This is a genomic window from Mesorhizobium sp. M4B.F.Ca.ET.017.02.2.1 (assembly GCF_003998955.1).
In the GTDB taxonomy this organism is placed as follows: Bacteria; Pseudomonadota; Alphaproteobacteria; order Rhizobiales; family Rhizobiaceae; genus Mesorhizobium; species Mesorhizobium abyssinicae.
This window is the reverse complement of the sequence record NZ_RZOF01000112.1, coordinates 1-16,474: the sequence shown is the minus strand read 5'-3', so window position 1 is coordinate 16,474 and position 16,474 is coordinate 1. Positions and strand designations below refer to the sequence as shown.

Below are 16,474 nucleotides of genomic sequence, written 5' to 3'. Positions count from 1 at the left end.
CGGAGGCTGCATGGCGTCCCATTCCTCGAAGCGCAGCGGCCGGTTGTCCATGCAGGATGGCAAGCGGAAACCGTACTCGGCCAGCGTCGCCTTGCGGCGGAAGTCGCCGCGATACATGCCGCCGATCTGCGGCACGGTGACGTGGCTTTCGTCGATGAAGATCAGCGCATTGTCGGGCACATATTCGAACAGCGTCGGCGGCGGATCGCCCGGCTGGCGGCCGGTCAGGTAGCGCGAATAGTTCTCGATGCCGGCGCAGGAGCCGGTCGCCTCCAGCATCTCCAGGTCGAAGCGGGTGCGCTGCTCCAGCCGCTGCGCCTCCAGCAGACGGCCAGCCTTTTCAAGCTCTTGCAGGCGGTGCTTGAGCTCTTCCTTGATCGACTTGATGGCCTGATTCAAGGTCGGGCGCGGCGTCACGTAGTGCGAGTTGGCGTAGATCTTGACGCTTTTCAGCTCGCCGGTCTTCTGCCCGGTCAGCGGGTCGAACTCGGTGATCTGCTCGATCTCGTCGCCGAACATGGAGATGCGCCAGGCGCGATCTTCCAAGTGAGCCGGGAAGATCTCGATCGTGTCACCGCGCACGCGAAAAGAGCCGCGGACGAAGTTGATGTCCTGGCGCTTGTATTGTTGGGCAACGAGATCGGCGAGCAGAGCGCGCTGGTCGAGCCGGTCGCCGATCTGCATCTGGAAGGTCATCGCCGTATAGGTCTCGACCGAGCCGATACCGTAGATGCAGGAGACCGAAGCGACGATGATGACGTCGTCGCGTTCCAGCAGCGAGCGCGTCGCCGAGTGGCGCATGCGGTCGATCTGCTCGTTGATCGAGGATTCTTTCTCGATATAGGTGTCGGTCCGGGGCACATAGGCCTCGGGCTGGTAGTAGTCGTAGTAGGAGACGAAATACTCGACGGCGTTTTCGGGGAAGAACTTCTTGAACTCGGCGTAGAGCTGCGCGGCCAGCGTCTTGTTCGGCGCCAGGATCAGGGCAGGGCGCTGCGTCTCCTCGATCACCTTGGCCATGGTGAAGGTCTTGCCTGAGCCGGTAACGCCGAGCAGCACCTGGGTGCGATCGTTCTGATCGACGCCTTCGACCAGGTCCTTGATCGCCGTCGGCTGGTCGCCGGCCGGCTCGAAATCCGACACCATCTTGATGGCGATGCCGCCTTCCGACTTTTCTGGGCGGGTAGGGCGGTGCGGCGTCCACAGCACGCCGTCCTTGTGCAGCGGATTGCCGGACTCGATCAGCGCCGACAGCGCGGCCACCGTGGCGGTGACGCCGCCGGACGAAATCGACTCGGCATCCTCCAAGCTGATGTCGAGGCCGGCGACCGGGTTGAGCCCCGCGGCCGTACGCTCCTTGGCCGACGCCGCGCCGCCCATCGAGGTGCCGCGCGCCGTGCGCCCGGGCGCGGACGAGCGTTCAGGGATCTTCTTGGGTGCTTTCGCCTTAGGCTGCTTCTCCGCCTCGCGCTCGATCTGGCCGGCCCAGTCGGCGATCGAGCCGGTCAATGGCGCGCCGGAGAACTCGGCCTGTGGTGCTTCGGAAAAGCCCTTGGGCTCGAGCGGTTCGGCGACGTCGAGGAATTCAGTCAGCGGGCTGCGCCGCTTCGGCGCGCCACGGTCGTCCTGCGCCTGCGACGGCGTTTTCTTGTCGGAGAGTTTGGCCATGGCCCGAATATGGGAGGACTCGCCCGAAATGGAAAGAGCGGAGTGACGGGGCACGCACCCGCCACCGATGCTCCTGACAGCAGGCTGTCAGGAGCGGTGGCGGGCCTGTGCCTCAATTGAACCACAGCGCGAAGGTCAGGAAGCCGGCGCCGCCGAACTCGCGCTGGATCTGGTCGAAGTCGTCGCCGGTCAGGATCCTGCCGCTCTCGAAATAGGGCGCGATGGCTGGGCCGGTGATCGACAGCACCAGGTCGAACGTCTTCGGTTCGTCGAAGAAGCGCTTCATGTTGATGCCCTTGCCGGCGATGCGGAAATGCGGCAGCAGCACGCGGCCTTCGAGCAGGTCCTCGGCCATGTCGAGCGTGGCGAGCCAGGCCGTCACCTGTTCCTCGCCGACTTCGAGGCCGGTGAGCGGGTTGGGGCCCTTCTGCTTTGGACCGGGCAGCCATTCGCGGTCGTTGTCGGTCTCGGCGCGGATCGCCTTCCAGTCCTCGCGCGACAGCCGGATCATCTCCAGCAGATGGCGGCGCGCGGCCTGCCGGCGTTCCGGCTCGACCACCGGCCAGTTGACCAGATGCACCAGCGAGATGAAGTCGACGAAGCGCCATTCGGAAGCGAAGATCGAGCCGCTCATGCCGCCGTCCGGCGGCACCAGCACGTCCTGCAGCGGCAGTTTGGCGCGCGGGAACAGCATGTGGAACGAGCCGTCGAACATGGTCTTGAAATCATGCGCCAGCCAGAAGTCGGCCTGCGCCATCAGGAACTCGGCATAGCCCTGCAGCCAGTAGCCGTCGGCGCGATCGAAGCGGAAGGTCAGCGACGGCGCCGGCCCGTCCGGGGCGCCGCTGCGCGACAGCGCGGCCATGATCGCCGCGGCACTCTCGTCCGGGGCGATATTGCCGTCCTCGTTGAGGTCGATGCCGAGACGGGTGAGATCGATGACCATGCCAATATCGGCATCGGCCGGCAGGGAGCCCAGCGTGGCGGCGGATTTCTGCAGCCGGTCGCGGAAGGCGACCAGTATGGCGCGGAATTTCTCATAGGTGAGCGGCTCGGGATTGGGGTTGTCCGGCACCGGCAACCGCATCAAGGGCAGCATGAAGGATTGCGGGCTTTCGAAGCCGTGGCGATGCAGGCCGCCGGCCAGGATCTCCAGCGCGGTGAAGAATTCGCCGGCGCCGGCGGCGTATGCCGATGCCGGATCGCTGGGCGCGGCTGCCTCAAGCGCGGCGAGCGCGCTGTTGCGCTCGGTGACGGTCTTGGCCTCGAACAGCGAAGCGGGATCGGGGGCAGCCGCGCAAGGAGAAGCAAGCGGCAGGAGCAGAATGAGCGCAGATGCGACAAGGCTCGGCAATCGGGTCATTTCGGATCCTCCCGTCGGGTCTTCCATCGGCGAGAATACACAGATTTGCGGCGCTTCGTCTGCTGCTTCCTCCTGCCGGGCAGACGGTCTACACAGGGCAAACGAATGGGCATTGCGTGTCGAACTATCCGCTCTCCTACAAACTGTCCTGGCTGCCGCGCTTCCTGCGGCCGTCGCTCGGCGGCGAGGCGCGAGGCTTTGCGCCGCCGGCCGCGACGCTGATCGAGCCGCCGCCGGCGCGGAAGGTGCGGCTGGCCTTCCTCGGCGACATCTCGGCGGTCGCCAACCGCAGTGCGCCGGAGTGCGATCCGGCCCTCGCGGCGCTGCTCGCCTCCGCCGACCTGGTGGTCGGCAATTGCGAAAGTCCCGTCGTCGAGCGGCCAAGCGCCGTGATGGGCACAAGGCTCGGCACGCATCATGCGATGACGGAGCGCTTCCTTGCCGACGCCCTGGCGGCGGTCGGCATTGCGCGCGAGAAACTCGTCCTGTCGTTGGCCAACAACCACATGCTCGACCAGGGCGTCGCGGGTTTCGAGGAGACCGTCCGGACGCTGAAGCGGCTTGGTGTCCGCAGCATCGGCACTGCCGCGAAGGCGCCGATCGAGCGGTTCGCGGTCGGACCGCTGACCATAGGCCTCTTCGCCTTCACGCAGTGGCGCAATGCCGACGCCGCGCCGTTCGCGAGCCGCGTGTCGATGCGAAGCGATCCGGGGCCGCGCGACGCGGCCAGGGACGTCGACCTCGTCTGCGCCGTGCCGCATTGGGGCTGGGAGTTCCAGCACTTTCCAAGACCGGAGACACGGTCGCTGGCCGGACAACTAGCGAGTCAGGGCGTCGGTCTTGTCGCCGGCCATCACGCCCATGTCGTGCAGCCGATGGAGCGGATCGGCAAGACGCTTGTCGCCTACGGGCTCGGCGATTTTCTCGGCACGGCCTTTGCCCGCCAGCCATGGCCGGGACGCATCGGCTCCATCCTCGTTGTCGATGTCGGCGCCGACCTCGGCATGCGCGGCGCCATAGCGGCCTACCGGCTGCATCCCTTCATGCGGCAGCGCCTCGGCGGCCATGAGCGGCTGGTCCCTGTCGAAGAGCTCAAGGGCCGACTGCGCGGCAAGGTCGAGGGCCGGCTCAAGGCGATCTTCGGCGAGCCGGCCGAGGCCTGACGACTTTTGCGCAAAAGCCGCTATCATGGCCGCACGAGGCACGGTCTCTGCGGCGGGGGTGGCGATGGAAGCGGCGGATTTCATGCCGAGCGAGGCGGTGATCGCCGGCATCAGGAAAGACATCGAGGCCTATGAGGCGAAGCGGGCTTCAACCTACCGGCAGGTCCGCTGGCGGGTGCCGCTGTTCGTCGGCCTGGTGCTGGTGTTCGTGGCGCTTGTCGCCTGGCTGTTCAACGCGGCCGCCGACCCCAACGAGCAATGGTTCTCGACCCCGCACGTCTTCCTCTATGTCGGCGGCTTCGGTGCGGCGGTGCTGCTTTATTTCCAGGCGGTGAGACCGGCGACCAGGCTGCAGCAATCGTTCCGCGATACGGTTCTGCCGATGATCTTCGGCTTCGTCCGCGATGTGCGCTACCAGCATGGCGTGCGGCCGAATTCCTTCGACCGGCTGCCGCGGGAGACGATCGGGGCGTTCAACCGGCAGAGCTTCGACGACATCATATCGGGCCGCTACGAGAATTTCCCTTTCGAGCTCTACGAGGCGAAGCTGACGGAGGGCTCAGGCAAGAGCCAGCAGACGGTCTTCAAGGGCGTCATCGTCGCCTTCGAGACCATCGAGCCGTTCCCAGGCATGCTGGTTGCGGCGCGCAAGGCCGGCAAGGTGGTCGGCTTCTTCCGCGGCATGTTCTCCAGCAAGCTGCAGGAACTGGCCTGCGGCGTGCCGGAACTCGACGCCAGCTACGAGTTTCGCACCGACAATGTCGACGCGGCGAGGCCGCTGGTCACCGGACGCCTGGCCAGCGCGCTGACCTGGCTCGGCGAGACATGGCCATATGACCAGGCCCGCATCGCGCTCAACGGCAGCGACGGCTTCCTGCTCATGCCGCGCAGCAAGAATTTCTTCGAGCTGCCGGACATCTCCGTGCCGATCGACTACCAGACCCATATCGCGCCGATGATCGCAGATCTCGGCGCCATGCTGGCGACGGCGGCGCTAGTGCGCAAGATCGGCGCCGCGGACGACGCGGCGGGCTAAAGCGCGTCGCGCTGGAAACGGATCCAGGCGACGCGCTTTAGGTCTTGTTTTTATGCATGTCGTTTTCGCAAAACCGCTGCACACTTTTGCGCGACATGCATTGGCTCTCAGCAGTCGAAGCCGTAATTGCTGCGCAAATCATCCGCATCCTGCTCGGACATCTTCTTCAGCATCACGCAGACGGTGTAGCTGCCGACCTGATGGCCGTCCCTGATGTAACCCCAGTCGGAAATGTCGTCGCGGGAGAATTCGATATACTGGCCGTAGACGACATTTTGGACGATCTCGGGCTCGTTGGCCAAAATGCCGGCAAAGCCGGAGGCGGTGCGCTTGAAGGGGATGACCCAGAAATGCTCCGTCGCATCGCCATCGACGATCATCACCTTCAGTTTGAATTTGTCGGTTCCTGGCGGCGGGGCCTCGGACAAGGCCAGGAAGTCATCCAGGCTGGCTCGAGCCTGTTCTATCGCCGCCGTCATCTCGGGATCGTCCGACCGCACGATGACGGTCTTGTCGTCGCCTTGCGCCTGAACATGCGCGGGCGCAAACGCCAGCATCAGGGACAGCACCGCGCGGGCTAAGACCTTCATGCAACGACCCCTCCACCCCGGAAGGCCGGCATCATCGTGCATCAAGTGCCGGTTTTCAACCGAAGCGCAGCTTCATGCCGAGGATGGCGATCACGAACAGGAAGGTGACGCCATTGGCGAGGATGACCGGCCAGGAGCCGATCAGCAGGCCGTAAAGGGTCCACAAGAAGACGCCGGTGGCGATGGAGCCGGTGGCGAACAGCGAGATGTCGCCGGCGCGGCGTTCGCGCGCGACCTTGGCGACCTGCGGAATCCAGCCAAGCGTGGTGATGAGGGCGGCAAACGCGCCGATGATTTCGATTGCGGGATGCAAGGGCGGGAACTTTCGAGCAAGCACCTGATGTGCGGTGCGTCCTATGGCAGATCGACCGAGTCCTGGGAAGCGGGCAGCGCCGCTGGACCAATGAAACAAAGCGGGTCGCCCCGCTTTGTTGCTTAAAGTCCGCTCGGCACGATCCCGGACAGCCAGTCCGCCGATCGCCTGGCCATGCCGACCGTCGCGGACGCGGCCCGGCTGAGATCGGTCTTGACCACTGCGTAGCCGGCCTTGGTGCGGTAGAGCACCGCGCTGCCGCCATTGACCGCCGCTTCATAGGCGACCGGCTTTGCGGCTTCGGTTTCCGCCACCGTGGCCGGCGAGCCGACGGGGACGCTGGGGCGGTGGCTGAGCTCGGGCGGCAGCGGATCGACCGTGGCCTGCGTGGGCGTCAGGTCGGGCTTCGAGGCCGTCGCGGCGAGTTCGGAGGAAGACGCCGAACCCTTGGCGCGGCAGATGCCTGAGACCAGCGGATAGTTGAAGTTTCGCTCGTGCAGCATCTGGCTTTTCATCGCCGCTTCGCAATCGGCGAACGTCGCCCACTTGGCCGGCGTTTCGCCGATATACTCGCAAAGCTTTGCGTCGCAGTCGCAGCCGACGATGGTCATGGCGACAAGGGCGGTCTTGATCACGGTCTGTCCTCGGATTCGTTCCCAAATGACCAGTCGCCGGGGAACAAGGCGGGATTTGGCCACGATTGTGATTTGTGCGTGACGGAATGTTTCCGAGGCTCAGCTGTGACTGAAAAGCCTCAACCGTCGTACACGTGCTCGAGCCTGGCACCGGCTTTTATCAGCGCCGGCAGCGCCACATGCAGCTTGCGCACGGCGACGGTCAGGCCGGTGCGGCGCGTGTCCGGATCGGTCGGGAGCGGATAGCTGAACAGGGCACGCGTCCCTTCAGGCATGGCGATCTCGGCTGGCGAAAGCACGGTGAGCATGATCTCGTCATTGCCGCCGATCTCGACGAAGGAAACGCCCTTGTCGATCAGGCGCGGGACCATCTCGCTGAGCTGACCGTCCCCGGTGACGAAGACCGTGCCATCGGCGCCGAAATCACGCTCGAGCAAAGTGTCCGGCTCGTCGCGCGTCGCCTCGCCGACCGGCCCCTTGGCCCAGACATGTATGCCGGCCGGATCGGAGGCCGGGGCAAATGTAGCGCTGACGAACCCGGCATAGACCTGCTTGACGGTGTCGGCGAGGCCGAAGGCGAGCTTGCGCTCGCCGCTGCGTACGGCGCCATCGCCCGGCGCCGGCTGGACGCCGAACAGTCCGGCGCGCTTTTCGGCATAGGGGAATTGGTACCACGGCGCCCGGTCGAGGAAGCCGGCGTATTCATTCGCCATCCTGGCCTGGTAGCCGTCGGTCGCTGTGCGCCTGCCGGCGACCGCCTCGGTGATGCGGCCAACCGTGTTTTCATAGGCCCATTGCAGTGCCAGCTCGACGGTCTGGCCGATGCCGATGACGACCTGCGTCCGGTGATCGGCGACGTTGAATTCGCTCCCCGAACTGGCGCGGATCATCGTCGCATAGTCCTGCCAGAAGCGGCCGATATAGGACCAGTAGGGAAAGCCGCTCGGCTGGTCTTTGGCGACGAAGCCGGCATAGTCGCGGGCCGCGTAGATGACCGTCCAGTACGGATAGGCGAGATAGGTGGCTTGCCGCGGATGCTGGTAGCCGGGGATTTCGGCGCGGACCTTTTTCGCGAGGGGGTTTGGCGGGGCGCCGTCGGTGACACCCTCCAAGGGCGTGAGCGACGAGGTGGTCAGGAAACCGTAGGCCAGCCCGGCCACCGGGATGAGCACGACGATGACCGCCAGCCAGAGGATCGTCTTGACGATGCGTCTCAGCCAGCGGAGCAGGATCATGGCCGTTCAGGCCATGGCGAAGGGGTCGTGGCCGCGCCTTGCCCGCGCGAACCTCGGCCGTCCTGTGGCATGGGCGATGGCAGGCCTCCAGAACAGCGTCATGAAGCGTCCCCTTCAATCGACATGGAACGTTAGCCGATTCCGGCGCCCGTTGCGAAAGGGAAAGCCCAAAAAACAGTCGGCGCTGGGATTTCTCCCAGCGCCTCCCTGTCAGATCAGGACACGGTCGCGGCAGCAACTCCCGAAAGATGTCGCGCCAAGCCGGCCTTGATTTTGACGGTCCTGCCAGTCGCCACCCGAGGGCAGCGCCCGTTCCAGACCCCGCCGGTCTCCACCCTTGCGGGCTTCGCCCAGCGTGCCATCGAAGGTTTTCACCGGCCTTCATGGCAGCATCGGTCCGCCGTTGGCGTTCGCACGCTTTCCGCGGCCCCGCCGACATCCGTCCCTCCAACAGGCAAGCCTGCTCTCGTTCTGGACCGTACGGGCCTCAGGAAATCCGCCTTTCCGCTTTGCCTTTCGGCTGGGCGATCGGTAGCCGCCTGAGATGGGTTCAACGTACGCCGGGTAAGGGTTTTGGGGAACTGCCCCCAGCCTGTGGATAGCGGGATTATCGGGGACCAAGCCAAGGCGGCGCAGGAATTTTTCGGGAAGCCGACGAAAGAGGCGCGAAACGCGGCCGCGTTGCGCCTGATCCGGCATTGCCGGACATTCGGCGCTTGCCCCGCGAGGCGGCGCGGGCTTCAATGCCGACAAAGGATTCCAGGTGCAAGCGCTCCTGTGATTCCTTCAGGGGAGGTTGCTTGAAGGTCGGGGTTGTTCTCAATCCGATTGCGGGCGGCGGCCGGCTGAAACGGCACTGGCCGGAGGTCAGTGCTTCGCTCAAGAAGCATTTCGGCGATTTCGAGCTGCGCGAGACACAGGCCGAAGGCGACGCCGAAAGGCTGGCGCTCGACCTCGCTGCCAGCGGCTTCGATCTGGTCATTGCGGCGGGAGGCGACGGCACGGCGAGCGAAACGGCGGACGGACTGCTGCAGGCGTTCGATGAAACCGGCCGGATATGCGAGCTCGGCCTCTTGCCTTGCGGCACCGGCATCGACTTTGCTCGCGGGCTCGGCCTGCCGCGCGACATCGATGCCACGCTGAAGCACATCGCCGAAGCCAAGCCGCGCAAGGTCGATGCAGGGCGCATCTGCTACATCGACGATCATGGCGCGCTGGCCAGCCGCCACTTCATCAACATCGCCAGCCTGGGCCTCTCGGGGGCGACGGACCGCGCGGTCAACGCCGACAAGCGCAAGGGCAAGGTCTCGGCCAAGGCGCTGTTCTTCTGGCGCACGGTTCTGGAGTTCATGCGCTACCGCTTCCAGGACGTCAGGATCACCGTCGACGACGGCGCGCCGGTCGAGGCGCGCATGGCGCTGGTGGCGGTCGCCAACGGAAAGTTCTTCGGCGGCGGCATGATGATCGCGCCCGACGCGGAACTCGGCGACGGCGCCTTCGACATCGTCATCCTGCGCGCGGCGAGCAAGCTGAGGCTGATCCTCGACATCCGGCTGCTCTATGGCGGACGGCACCGCAACCATCCGGCGATCACCATCCTGCGCGGCAAGAAAGTGGTTGTCGAACCGCTCGGCGATGTGGAAAAGAACGGCGCGCTGGTCGACATAGACGGCGAGTCGCCGGGCCGGATTCCGGCGACGTTCGAGATCCTGCCCAACGCGCTGACGCTCAGATACTGAATCAAGACGTTGAGGAATTGATTCAGGCGGTTGCCGGTCTGATTCCGGCGAGCCACCCAATTCGCTGAAATCGCTCGTAAAGTTTAGCCGCCTCAGATTTCCAGCCTGGCCGGGAATCCGGGCGCGCGCAGGTCGGTACCGACCGCATCCTCGAGCAGCTTGACGATCTGCGTCGACCAGGCGCTGCCGCCATAGGCCTCCTTGCCTTGCTCGAAGATCGCGTTGACGCGGGCGGCGAGATCGAGCGGCACGCCGAAATCCTTGCCCATGCGCAGCGCGAAGCCGAGGTCCTTCAGCGCCAGGTCCATGGTGAAGCCGATATCGTAGGATCCGTTAAGCACCAGCTGGCTTTCGGTCTCGTGGACAAAACTGTTGCCCGAGGAGGCGACGATGGCGTGGTAGGTTTGGGCGAGGTCGAGTCCGCCCTGTTTGGCCAGCATCAGCGCCTCGCCGGCGGCGACGAGATGGATGAAGGCCAGCATGTTGGTGATGACCTTGATCACCGCCGCCGAGCCGATCGGACCCATCAGGAAGGATTTTGCGCACATCGCCTCGATGGCCGGCCGGTGCCGCTCGTAAAGCGCGCCGTCGCCGCCGACCAGCGCGGTGATCTTTCCCGCCGCCGCCAGATGCACGCCGCCGGTGACCGGGCATTCCAGCGTCTCGATTCCCTTCGCCGACGCCAGGGCCGCGAGCCGCACGATCTCGTCGCGGCCGTTGGTCGACATCTCGATCCAGGCGCCGCCAGCCGGCAGGCCTTCGAGCAATCCGCCGGGACCGGCGAGCACTGTCTCGCTGACCTTGGGCGATGGCAGGCAAGAGATGGCATTGCCGGCGCGGGCGGCGGCCTCGGCCGGGCTGTTCGCGGCATTGGCGCCGAGGCCCACCAGGCGCTCGACGGCTGCCGGGTCGCGGTCAACGACGGTGACGTCGAAACCATTGCGGACCAGGCTGGCGGCGAGGTGGCCGCCGAGATGGCCTAGGCCGACGAAGGCGTAAGCGGGCCGCTCGCTCACGGCATCAACGGCGTCTGCATCATCTGCAGATGCAGGTCCTTGCCGCTGTAGGGATGCGCGTCGCAAACCGCCTCGTCGAGCTCGACGCCGAGGCCGGGCTCCTTCGAAGGAATGACGTTGCCGTCCTGCCACTCGATCTTCTTCTTCAGCAGCGTGGCATGAAAACCGTCCCACTGCTTCAGCGATTCCAGGATCAGGAAGTTGGGCAGCGTCACCGCCAGCTGGATGTTGGCGGCGCCGACGATCGGACCGCAATAACAGTGCGGCGCGACCTGGATGTGGTAGGCCTCGGCCATGGCGGCGATCTTCTTGGTTTCCAGGATGCCGCCGGAGCGGCCGAGGTCGGGCTGCAGGATGGTCGCGGCGCGGTTCTCGATGACGCGGGCGAACTCGAATTTGGTCGTCAGCCGCTCGCCGGTTGCGATGGGGATGGAGGTCGCGCGGGCGACCTGCGCCATCACTTCGGGCATATCGGGTGGCACCGGCTCCTCGAACCACAGCGGGTCATAGGGCTCGATGGCGCGGGCGAGACGCAGCGCGCCCGAGGCGGTGAACTGGCCATGCGTGCCGAACAGGATGTCCGCCCTGTTTCCGACGGCCTCGCGGATCGCCTTGACCATGCGGGCGGAGAGGTCGATGTCGATTAGGCGCGGCTGGTGGCCGTCGAAAGCGGTGTAGGGGCCGGCCGGGTCGAGCTTGACCGCGTTGAAGCCCTGCTCGACATATTCGAGCGCGCAGGCGGCGGCCAATTCCGGGTCGTTGTAGACGTTCCTGCCGCGCGCGTCCTCGGAATGGACGCTGCCGGTGTGCGGGTAGAGATAGGTGTAGGAACGCAGCGTCTCGTGCACCTGGCCGCCGAGCAATTTGTAGACCGGCTTGTCGGCTTCCTTGCCGATGATGTCCCAGCAGGCCATTTCCAGCGCCGAGAAACAGCCCATGCCGGAAACGTCCGGGCGCTGGGTGAAGCCGGAGGAATAGATGCGACGGAACAGGTTCTCGATGTCGTGCGGATCGCGGCCGACAAGATAACGCTCGGCCATGTCCTCGATCATCCTGGCGGTGACGTGGCCGGAGAAGGTGGCATTGTAGGCCTCGCCATAGCCGACCACGCCGCCATCGGTGGTGAGCTTGACGAAGATGAAATACTTGCCGCCGATGCCGGGCGGCGGGTTGCCGACAACCCAGGTCTTGACGTCGGTGATCTTCATTTCTGATCCTCCAGAACCAGTTCGGCGCCCTTCCATCCGGTCAGGATCGAGGCGGCGTTGGTGTTGCCGGTGATGTTGTCGGGAAAGATCGAGGCGTCGATGACGCGCAGGCCGGCAATCCCGTGCACCCTGAGGCGCGGATCGACAACGGCGCGCGCGGCGTCCGGCCCCATGCGGCAGGTCGAGACCGGATGGTAGACGGTGCCCGAGCGCTTCCTGAAATCCTGAATCAGGTCGGCGTCGGAAGTGATTGACGGACCGGGCAAAACCTCTTCCTCGATGATCTCGGCCATCGCCGGCATCGCGGCGATCTTGCGCACGAACTTCACCGCCGCCAGCATCTCGTCGACATCGGCGTTGGTCGAATAGGCATTGGGCGTGATCCGCGGATAGTCGCGCGGATTGCTCGAGCGGATCATGATCTCGCCGCGGCTCGACGGGCGGCAGTTGGAAAGGCCGATCGAGAAGCCGGGCCACGGGTCGGGGGTCAGGATCGGGCGCTCACCGCTCTTCGGAATGACGGTGGAGAAGGCCTGGAAATAGAGCTGCATGTTCGGCCGCGCCAGGGTCGGGTCGGTGCGGAAGAAACCGCCGGCATTGTTCATCGACAGCGACAGCGGCCCGGACCGGAACAGGATGTACTGCATGCCGACCATGAGCTTGCCCCACCAGGGGCGCAGGATCTGGTTGAGCGTCGGCAGCCTGCCCTTGAACGTGTAGTTGATGCCGACATGGTCCTGCAGGTTCGCGCCGACATTCTCGTTGGCGTGGACGAGCGGAATGCCGAGGTCTCCGAGCAGCGCCGACGGGCCGACACCGGAGAGCTGCAGCAGCTGCGGCGAGTTGATGGAGCCGCCGGACAGGATGACCTCACGGCCAGCGTGCGCGGTCCTGGTCTCGCCGTTCTGCTGATATTCGACACCGACGGCGCGCTTGCCCTCGAACAGGATTTTCGTCGCCAGCGCGTTTGTCTCGACGCGCACATTGGCACGCTTCATCGCCGGGCGCAGGAAAGCGCGGGCGGCCGACATGCGGCGGCCGTTCCTGGTGGTGATCTGGTAGATGCCGACGCCTTCCTGGGAAGCGCCGTTGAAATCCGGATTGAGCGGCAGGCCGGCCTGCTGCGCTGCCGCAAGGTAGCGTTTCGTCAGCGGGTGGACGGCATTTGCGCAGTCGGTGATGTGCAAGGGACCGCCGACGCCGCGCCATCTGTCGGCGCCGGCCTCATTGTCCTCCAGCGCCTTGAAGGCGGGGAGCAGGTGGTCGTAGCTCCAACCTGGATTGCCGGCGGCCGCCCAGGCGTCGAAATCCTCGCGCGCGCCCCTGATATACACCATGGCGTTGATCGAGCTGGAGCCGCCGAGCAGCTTGCCGCGCGGCCAGTGGTCGGCATTGCCGCCAAGGCCAGGATCGGGCTCCGCTTTATAGTTCCAGTTGACGGCCGGGTCGAAGAAGGTCTTGCCGTAGCCGAGCGGCATCTGGACGTAGAAGCGGCGGTCGGTGCCGCCGGCCTCCAGCACCAGGACCGAGAAACGGCCGGAGGCCGACAGTCTTTCGGCGAGCACCGAACCGGCCGAGCCGGAGCCGACGATAATGAAATCATAGGTCTGCATGACTGGTGGGCGGCTCCGGTAATCTGGCCGCAGCCTAGACGCGGCGGGTTCGCCGCGTCGCCGCGCCTTCCGGCATCGGTTGTGAAAAATACGACTGCCGCAATAGCGATGGCTAGCGGGATAACCCGACAATCCCGCTTGATATGCACGGGGTCGAGAGCTTATGCGAAGGCATCGACCAATCCCCGGGAGGCAGGAGATCCAAATGCGTACCCTCTCCGATGCCTTCATCCCGGAACTGCCAGGCTACTACAAGGGCAAGGTCCGCGAAAACTACGACCTGCCCGACGGCAGGCGCATCATCATCGCCACCGACCGTCTCAGCGCCTTCGACATCATCCTGGCCTCGATCCCGTTCAAGGGCGAGATCCTCACCCAGACCGCCCGCTACTGGTTCGAGGAAACGGCCGATATCTGCCCGAACCATGTTCTGGAATATCCCGACCCGAACGTCGTCGTCGGCACAAGGCTCGATATCCTGCCGGTCGAGATCGTCGTGCGCGGCTATCTGGCGGGAACCACCAGCACCTCGATCCTGACCCGGTACCGGAAGGGCGAACGGGTGATGTATGGAATGACCCTGCCGGACGGCCTGCGCGACAATGAGAAGCTGGCCGAGCCGGTCATCACGCCAACGAGCAAGGCTTCGGATGGCGGCCATGACGAGCCGCTGTCGAAGGCAGAGATCCTCGATCAGGGGCTTCTTACGCCAGCACAGTGGGATACCGTGTCAGATTACGCGTTGCGGCTGTTCGCCCGCGGCCAGGCGCGCGCCGCCGAACGCGGGCTCATCCTCGCCGACACGAAATATGAATTCGGCACCGACAGAAACGGGACCATCATCCTGGCCGACGAGATCCACACGCCGGACAGCAGCCGCTACTGGATCGCGGCCAGCTACGAACAGGCTTTTGCGAGCGGCGAACGGCCCGAGAGCTTCGACAAGGATTTTATCCGGTCATGGGTCGCGGCGCGCTGCGACCCCTACAGGGAGCCGATCCCGACCATACCGGACGAGATCGTCGAACAGGCTTCGCGGGTCTATGCGCAGGCCTATGAGGCGATCACCGGCAAGGAATTCGCCCCCGACGTTTCCGGGGATACCGTGCTCGATCGCATCCGCGCGAACCTCGAGCGCTACTTTTAGGGTCAAGCCAGCCGCTGCTTGCGACAGCATCCGCGGCGCGTTGACCTGCCGGCGCGGTGACGCTACGGGATCATGTCATCGATCTCGGGGATTTTGGCATGGTGCACTACGCGGACGGACGGCCGATCGGTGACCTGACACTGAGGACGCTGGCCATGCCTTCGGACGCCAACGCGGCCGGCGATATCTTCGGCGGCTGGGTAATGGCGCAGATGGACCTTGCCTGCGGCATCCGCGCCGCCGAACGCGCCAAGGGCCGCGTGGTGACGGCGGCGGTCAAGGAGATGTCCTTCGCCAAGCCGATGAAGATCGGCGACACGCTCTGCATCTACACCCATGTCGAGCGCGTCGGCCGCACCTCGATGGCGCTCAAGGTCGAGGCCTGGGCGCAGCGCTATCTCTCCGACCTGATGGAGAAGGTCACGCATGCCGATTTCGTCATGGTGGCGCTGGACGGCGAGGGCAAGCCGAAGGCGGTTCCGGCCGAAGGCTGACCCGGCTCCGGCAGGCGAGGGCCCTGCCGGCGGGCTGCGTGAGCTCCTTCACAGTCGTGCGCAAATTTCCGTGAGCAAGTCCGCCCGGGCTTGGGGGAAGACAATGCGTCAACGAACGCTGAACGGTGCTCTTGCGGGAGCCGTCCTGGGCCTGTTCGGCCTGCTCGCCGCAACTGCCTATACCGAGATCAAGCAAGCCGATGCCGGGCTCTCTTGCGCTTCGCAAAATAGCGTCATCGGCAAGCCGCCGGGCGCATGCGAAAAATGCCTGGCGATCAAGTTGCGACGCCGGCCAGAAACCGCAGACGATTGCCGCGAGCAGACGGCCCGCCGGGCTGACTGCGAGACGATCCACCGGAAGCTGAAAACGGGACGGACACGCCACAGCGGCCGACCAGAAAACGGGTCGGCACGAAGGTTCATCTTTCGCGGGCCTTGCGCCAAAAATCCTTGCGGCAACAGGCTTTCAGCCGTGCAGACCGTCGAATTTCTCGCGCGCGGCCCTGACCCTGGCGGTGTTCCTGCGCGCCCATGCGCCGAGCGCGCTGACGGGGACCAACAGCTCGTGGCCAAGCTCTGTCAGCTCGTAGTCGACGCGCGGCGGGATGGTCGGAAAGACGGTGCGGATGACGAAGCCATCGCGCTCCAGACCGCGCAATGTGGTGGTCAGCATCTTCTGCGAAATGCCGCCGACGGCGGCGCGAAGTTCATTGAAGCGCAGCGGTCCGTTGCCGAGCTTGCCGACCACCAGAACGGTCCATTTGTCGCCGACGCGCTGCAGGATTTCCGACACGGCGCGGCAGTCTTCGGTGATATGCGGGTGCCTCAGTAACAAAAACGTGCCTCCTTGCACTTCGCTTTTGCGGTATCTCATATAGCGCCGGTATCCAAACGATACCACAATTTCCCGCAAGGAGAGCCTCCCAAAATGTCCAAGCCCAAAATCGCCATTGTCGTCGGTTCGACGCGCGCCGCGCGCTTCGCCGACGTGCCGACCGAGTGGATCGCCAAGATCGCCAAGGCGCATGCCGACATCGACGTCGAAGTCGTCGACCTGCGCGACTTCCCGCTGCCGTTCTTCGACGAGGTCGCTTCCTCCGCCTGGGCGCCGTCGCAGAACGAAGTGGCGCAGCGCTGGCAGAAGAAGGTCGCCTCTTTCGACGGCTTCATCTTCACCGCTGCCGAATACAATCACGGCCCGACGGGTGTGCTGAAGAACGCCATCGACTACGCAGCCAACGAGTGGAACAAGAA

Annotated in this window: 16 protein-coding genes; 6 read left to right on the top strand and 10 right to left on the bottom strand. The window is 65.1% G+C overall.

Annotation, left to right across the window (positions count from 1 at the left end; translation table 11 throughout):
• The coding region (locus EN738_RS15710; protein ID WP_189605860.1) for a DEAD/DEAH box helicase family protein at positions 1 to 1,668 on the bottom strand (1,668 nt) is incomplete at its 3' end.
• Positions 1,669 to 1,780: 112 nt separating this feature from the next.
• Positions 1,781 to 3,031 (bottom strand): hypothetical protein, encoded by a 1,251-nt coding sequence (locus EN738_RS15705; protein WP_127284489.1) that lies wholly within the window; start codon positions 3,029 to 3,031, stop codon positions 1,781 to 1,783.
• Positions 3,032 to 3,147: 116 nt separating this feature from the next.
• Between EN738_RS15705 and EN738_RS15700 the strand changes: the two genes are divergently transcribed.
• Positions 3,148 to 4,194 (top strand): CapA family protein, encoded by a 1,047-nt coding sequence (locus EN738_RS15700; protein ID WP_127284488.1) that lies wholly within the window; start codon positions 3,148 to 3,150, stop codon positions 4,192 to 4,194.
• 64 nt (positions 4,195 to 4,258) lie between these two features.
• Complete coding sequence (locus tag EN738_RS15695) at positions 4,259 to 5,230, top strand: DUF3137 domain-containing protein (protein ID WP_127284490.1); 972 nt, start codon at positions 4,259 to 4,261, stop codon at positions 5,228 to 5,230.
• A 107-nt stretch (positions 5,231 to 5,337) separates the two neighbouring features.
• Here the strand turns inward: EN738_RS15695 and EN738_RS15690 are convergent, their stop codons facing one another.
• The 4 genes from EN738_RS15690 to EN738_RS15675 all read right to left on the bottom strand — a co-directional run bounded on the left by EN738_RS15690 (position 5,338) and on the right by EN738_RS15675 (position 8,003).
• Positions 5,338 to 5,820, bottom strand: coding sequence for a DUF2314 domain-containing protein (locus tag EN738_RS15690; protein ID WP_127284487.1), 483 nt, complete (start codon positions 5,818 to 5,820; stop codon positions 5,338 to 5,340).
• 55 nt (positions 5,821 to 5,875) lie between these two features.
• Positions 5,876 to 6,133 carry a SemiSWEET transporter gene (locus EN738_RS15685; RefSeq protein WP_126058713.1) on the bottom strand — a complete coding sequence of 86 codons (258 nt, stop codon included), beginning with the start codon at positions 6,131 to 6,133 and terminating at the stop codon, positions 5,876 to 5,878.
• Between the two features lie 122 nt (positions 6,134 to 6,255).
• Positions 6,256 to 6,768, bottom strand: coding sequence for a hypothetical protein (locus EN738_RS15680; protein WP_127284486.1), 513 nt, complete (start codon positions 6,766 to 6,768; stop codon positions 6,256 to 6,258).
• Positions 6,769 to 6,887: 119 nt separating this feature from the next.
• On the bottom strand, positions 6,888 to 8,003 hold the full coding sequence (locus EN738_RS15675; protein ID WP_127284485.1) for a hypothetical protein: 1,116 nt from the start codon (positions 8,001 to 8,003) through the stop codon (positions 6,888 to 6,890).
• A gap of 800 nt (positions 8,004 to 8,803) precedes the next feature.
• Between EN738_RS15675 and EN738_RS15670 the strand changes: the two genes are divergently transcribed.
• Positions 8,804 to 9,742: a diacylglycerol kinase family protein gene (locus tag EN738_RS15670; protein WP_127284484.1), complete on the top strand. Its 939-nt coding sequence runs from the start codon at positions 8,804 to 8,806 to the stop codon at positions 9,740 to 9,742.
• A gap of 92 nt (positions 9,743 to 9,834) precedes the next feature.
• Here EN738_RS15670 and EN738_RS15665 read toward each other — a convergent pair whose 3' ends face one another.
• The 3 genes from EN738_RS15665 to EN738_RS15655 are packed head-to-tail and all read right to left on the bottom strand — an operon-like array spanning position 9,835 to position 13,579.
• On the bottom strand, positions 9,835 to 10,758 hold the full coding sequence (locus tag EN738_RS15665; RefSeq protein WP_127284483.1) for an NAD(P)-dependent oxidoreductase: 924 nt from the start codon (positions 10,756 to 10,758) through the stop codon (positions 9,835 to 9,837).
• Positions 10,755 to 11,966, bottom strand: a complete 1,212-nt coding sequence (locus EN738_RS15660) for a mandelate racemase/muconate lactonizing enzyme family protein (RefSeq protein WP_127284482.1) — start codon at positions 11,964 to 11,966, stop codon at positions 10,755 to 10,757. Before EN738_RS15660 ends, EN738_RS15665 begins: the two co-directional genes overlap by 4 nt.
• Positions 11,963 to 13,579 carry a GMC family oxidoreductase N-terminal domain-containing protein gene (locus EN738_RS15655; RefSeq protein ID WP_127284481.1) on the bottom strand — a complete coding sequence of 539 codons (1,617 nt, stop codon included), beginning with the start codon at positions 13,577 to 13,579 and terminating at the stop codon, positions 11,963 to 11,965. Before EN738_RS15655 ends, EN738_RS15660 begins: the two co-directional genes overlap by 4 nt.
• 205 nt (positions 13,580 to 13,784) lie before the next feature.
• Between EN738_RS15655 and EN738_RS15650 the strand changes: the two genes are divergently transcribed.
• Both EN738_RS15650 and EN738_RS15645 read left to right on the top strand, forming a co-directional pair.
• A complete protein-coding gene (locus EN738_RS15650; RefSeq protein ID WP_127284480.1) occupies positions 13,785 to 14,726 on the top strand; it encodes a phosphoribosylaminoimidazolesuccinocarboxamide synthase in 942 nt (313 codons plus the stop codon).
• 98 nt (positions 14,727 to 14,824) lie between these two features.
• Positions 14,825 to 15,220, top strand: a complete 396-nt coding sequence (locus EN738_RS15645; protein ID WP_126058720.1) for an acyl-CoA thioesterase — start codon at positions 14,825 to 14,827, stop codon at positions 15,218 to 15,220.
• A 466-nt stretch (positions 15,221 to 15,686) separates the two neighbouring features.
• Here EN738_RS15645 and EN738_RS15640 read toward each other — a convergent pair whose 3' ends face one another.
• Positions 15,687 to 16,055, bottom strand: a complete 369-nt coding sequence (locus EN738_RS15640) for a helix-turn-helix domain-containing protein (protein WP_189605858.1) — start codon at positions 16,053 to 16,055, stop codon at positions 15,687 to 15,689.
• Between the two features lie 93 nt (positions 16,056 to 16,148).
• Here EN738_RS15640 and EN738_RS15635 point away from each other — a divergent pair.
• Positions 16,149 to 16,474, top strand: a 326-nt coding sequence (locus EN738_RS15635) for an NAD(P)H-dependent oxidoreductase (RefSeq protein WP_145966854.1), incomplete at its 3' end; no start/stop codon positions are given.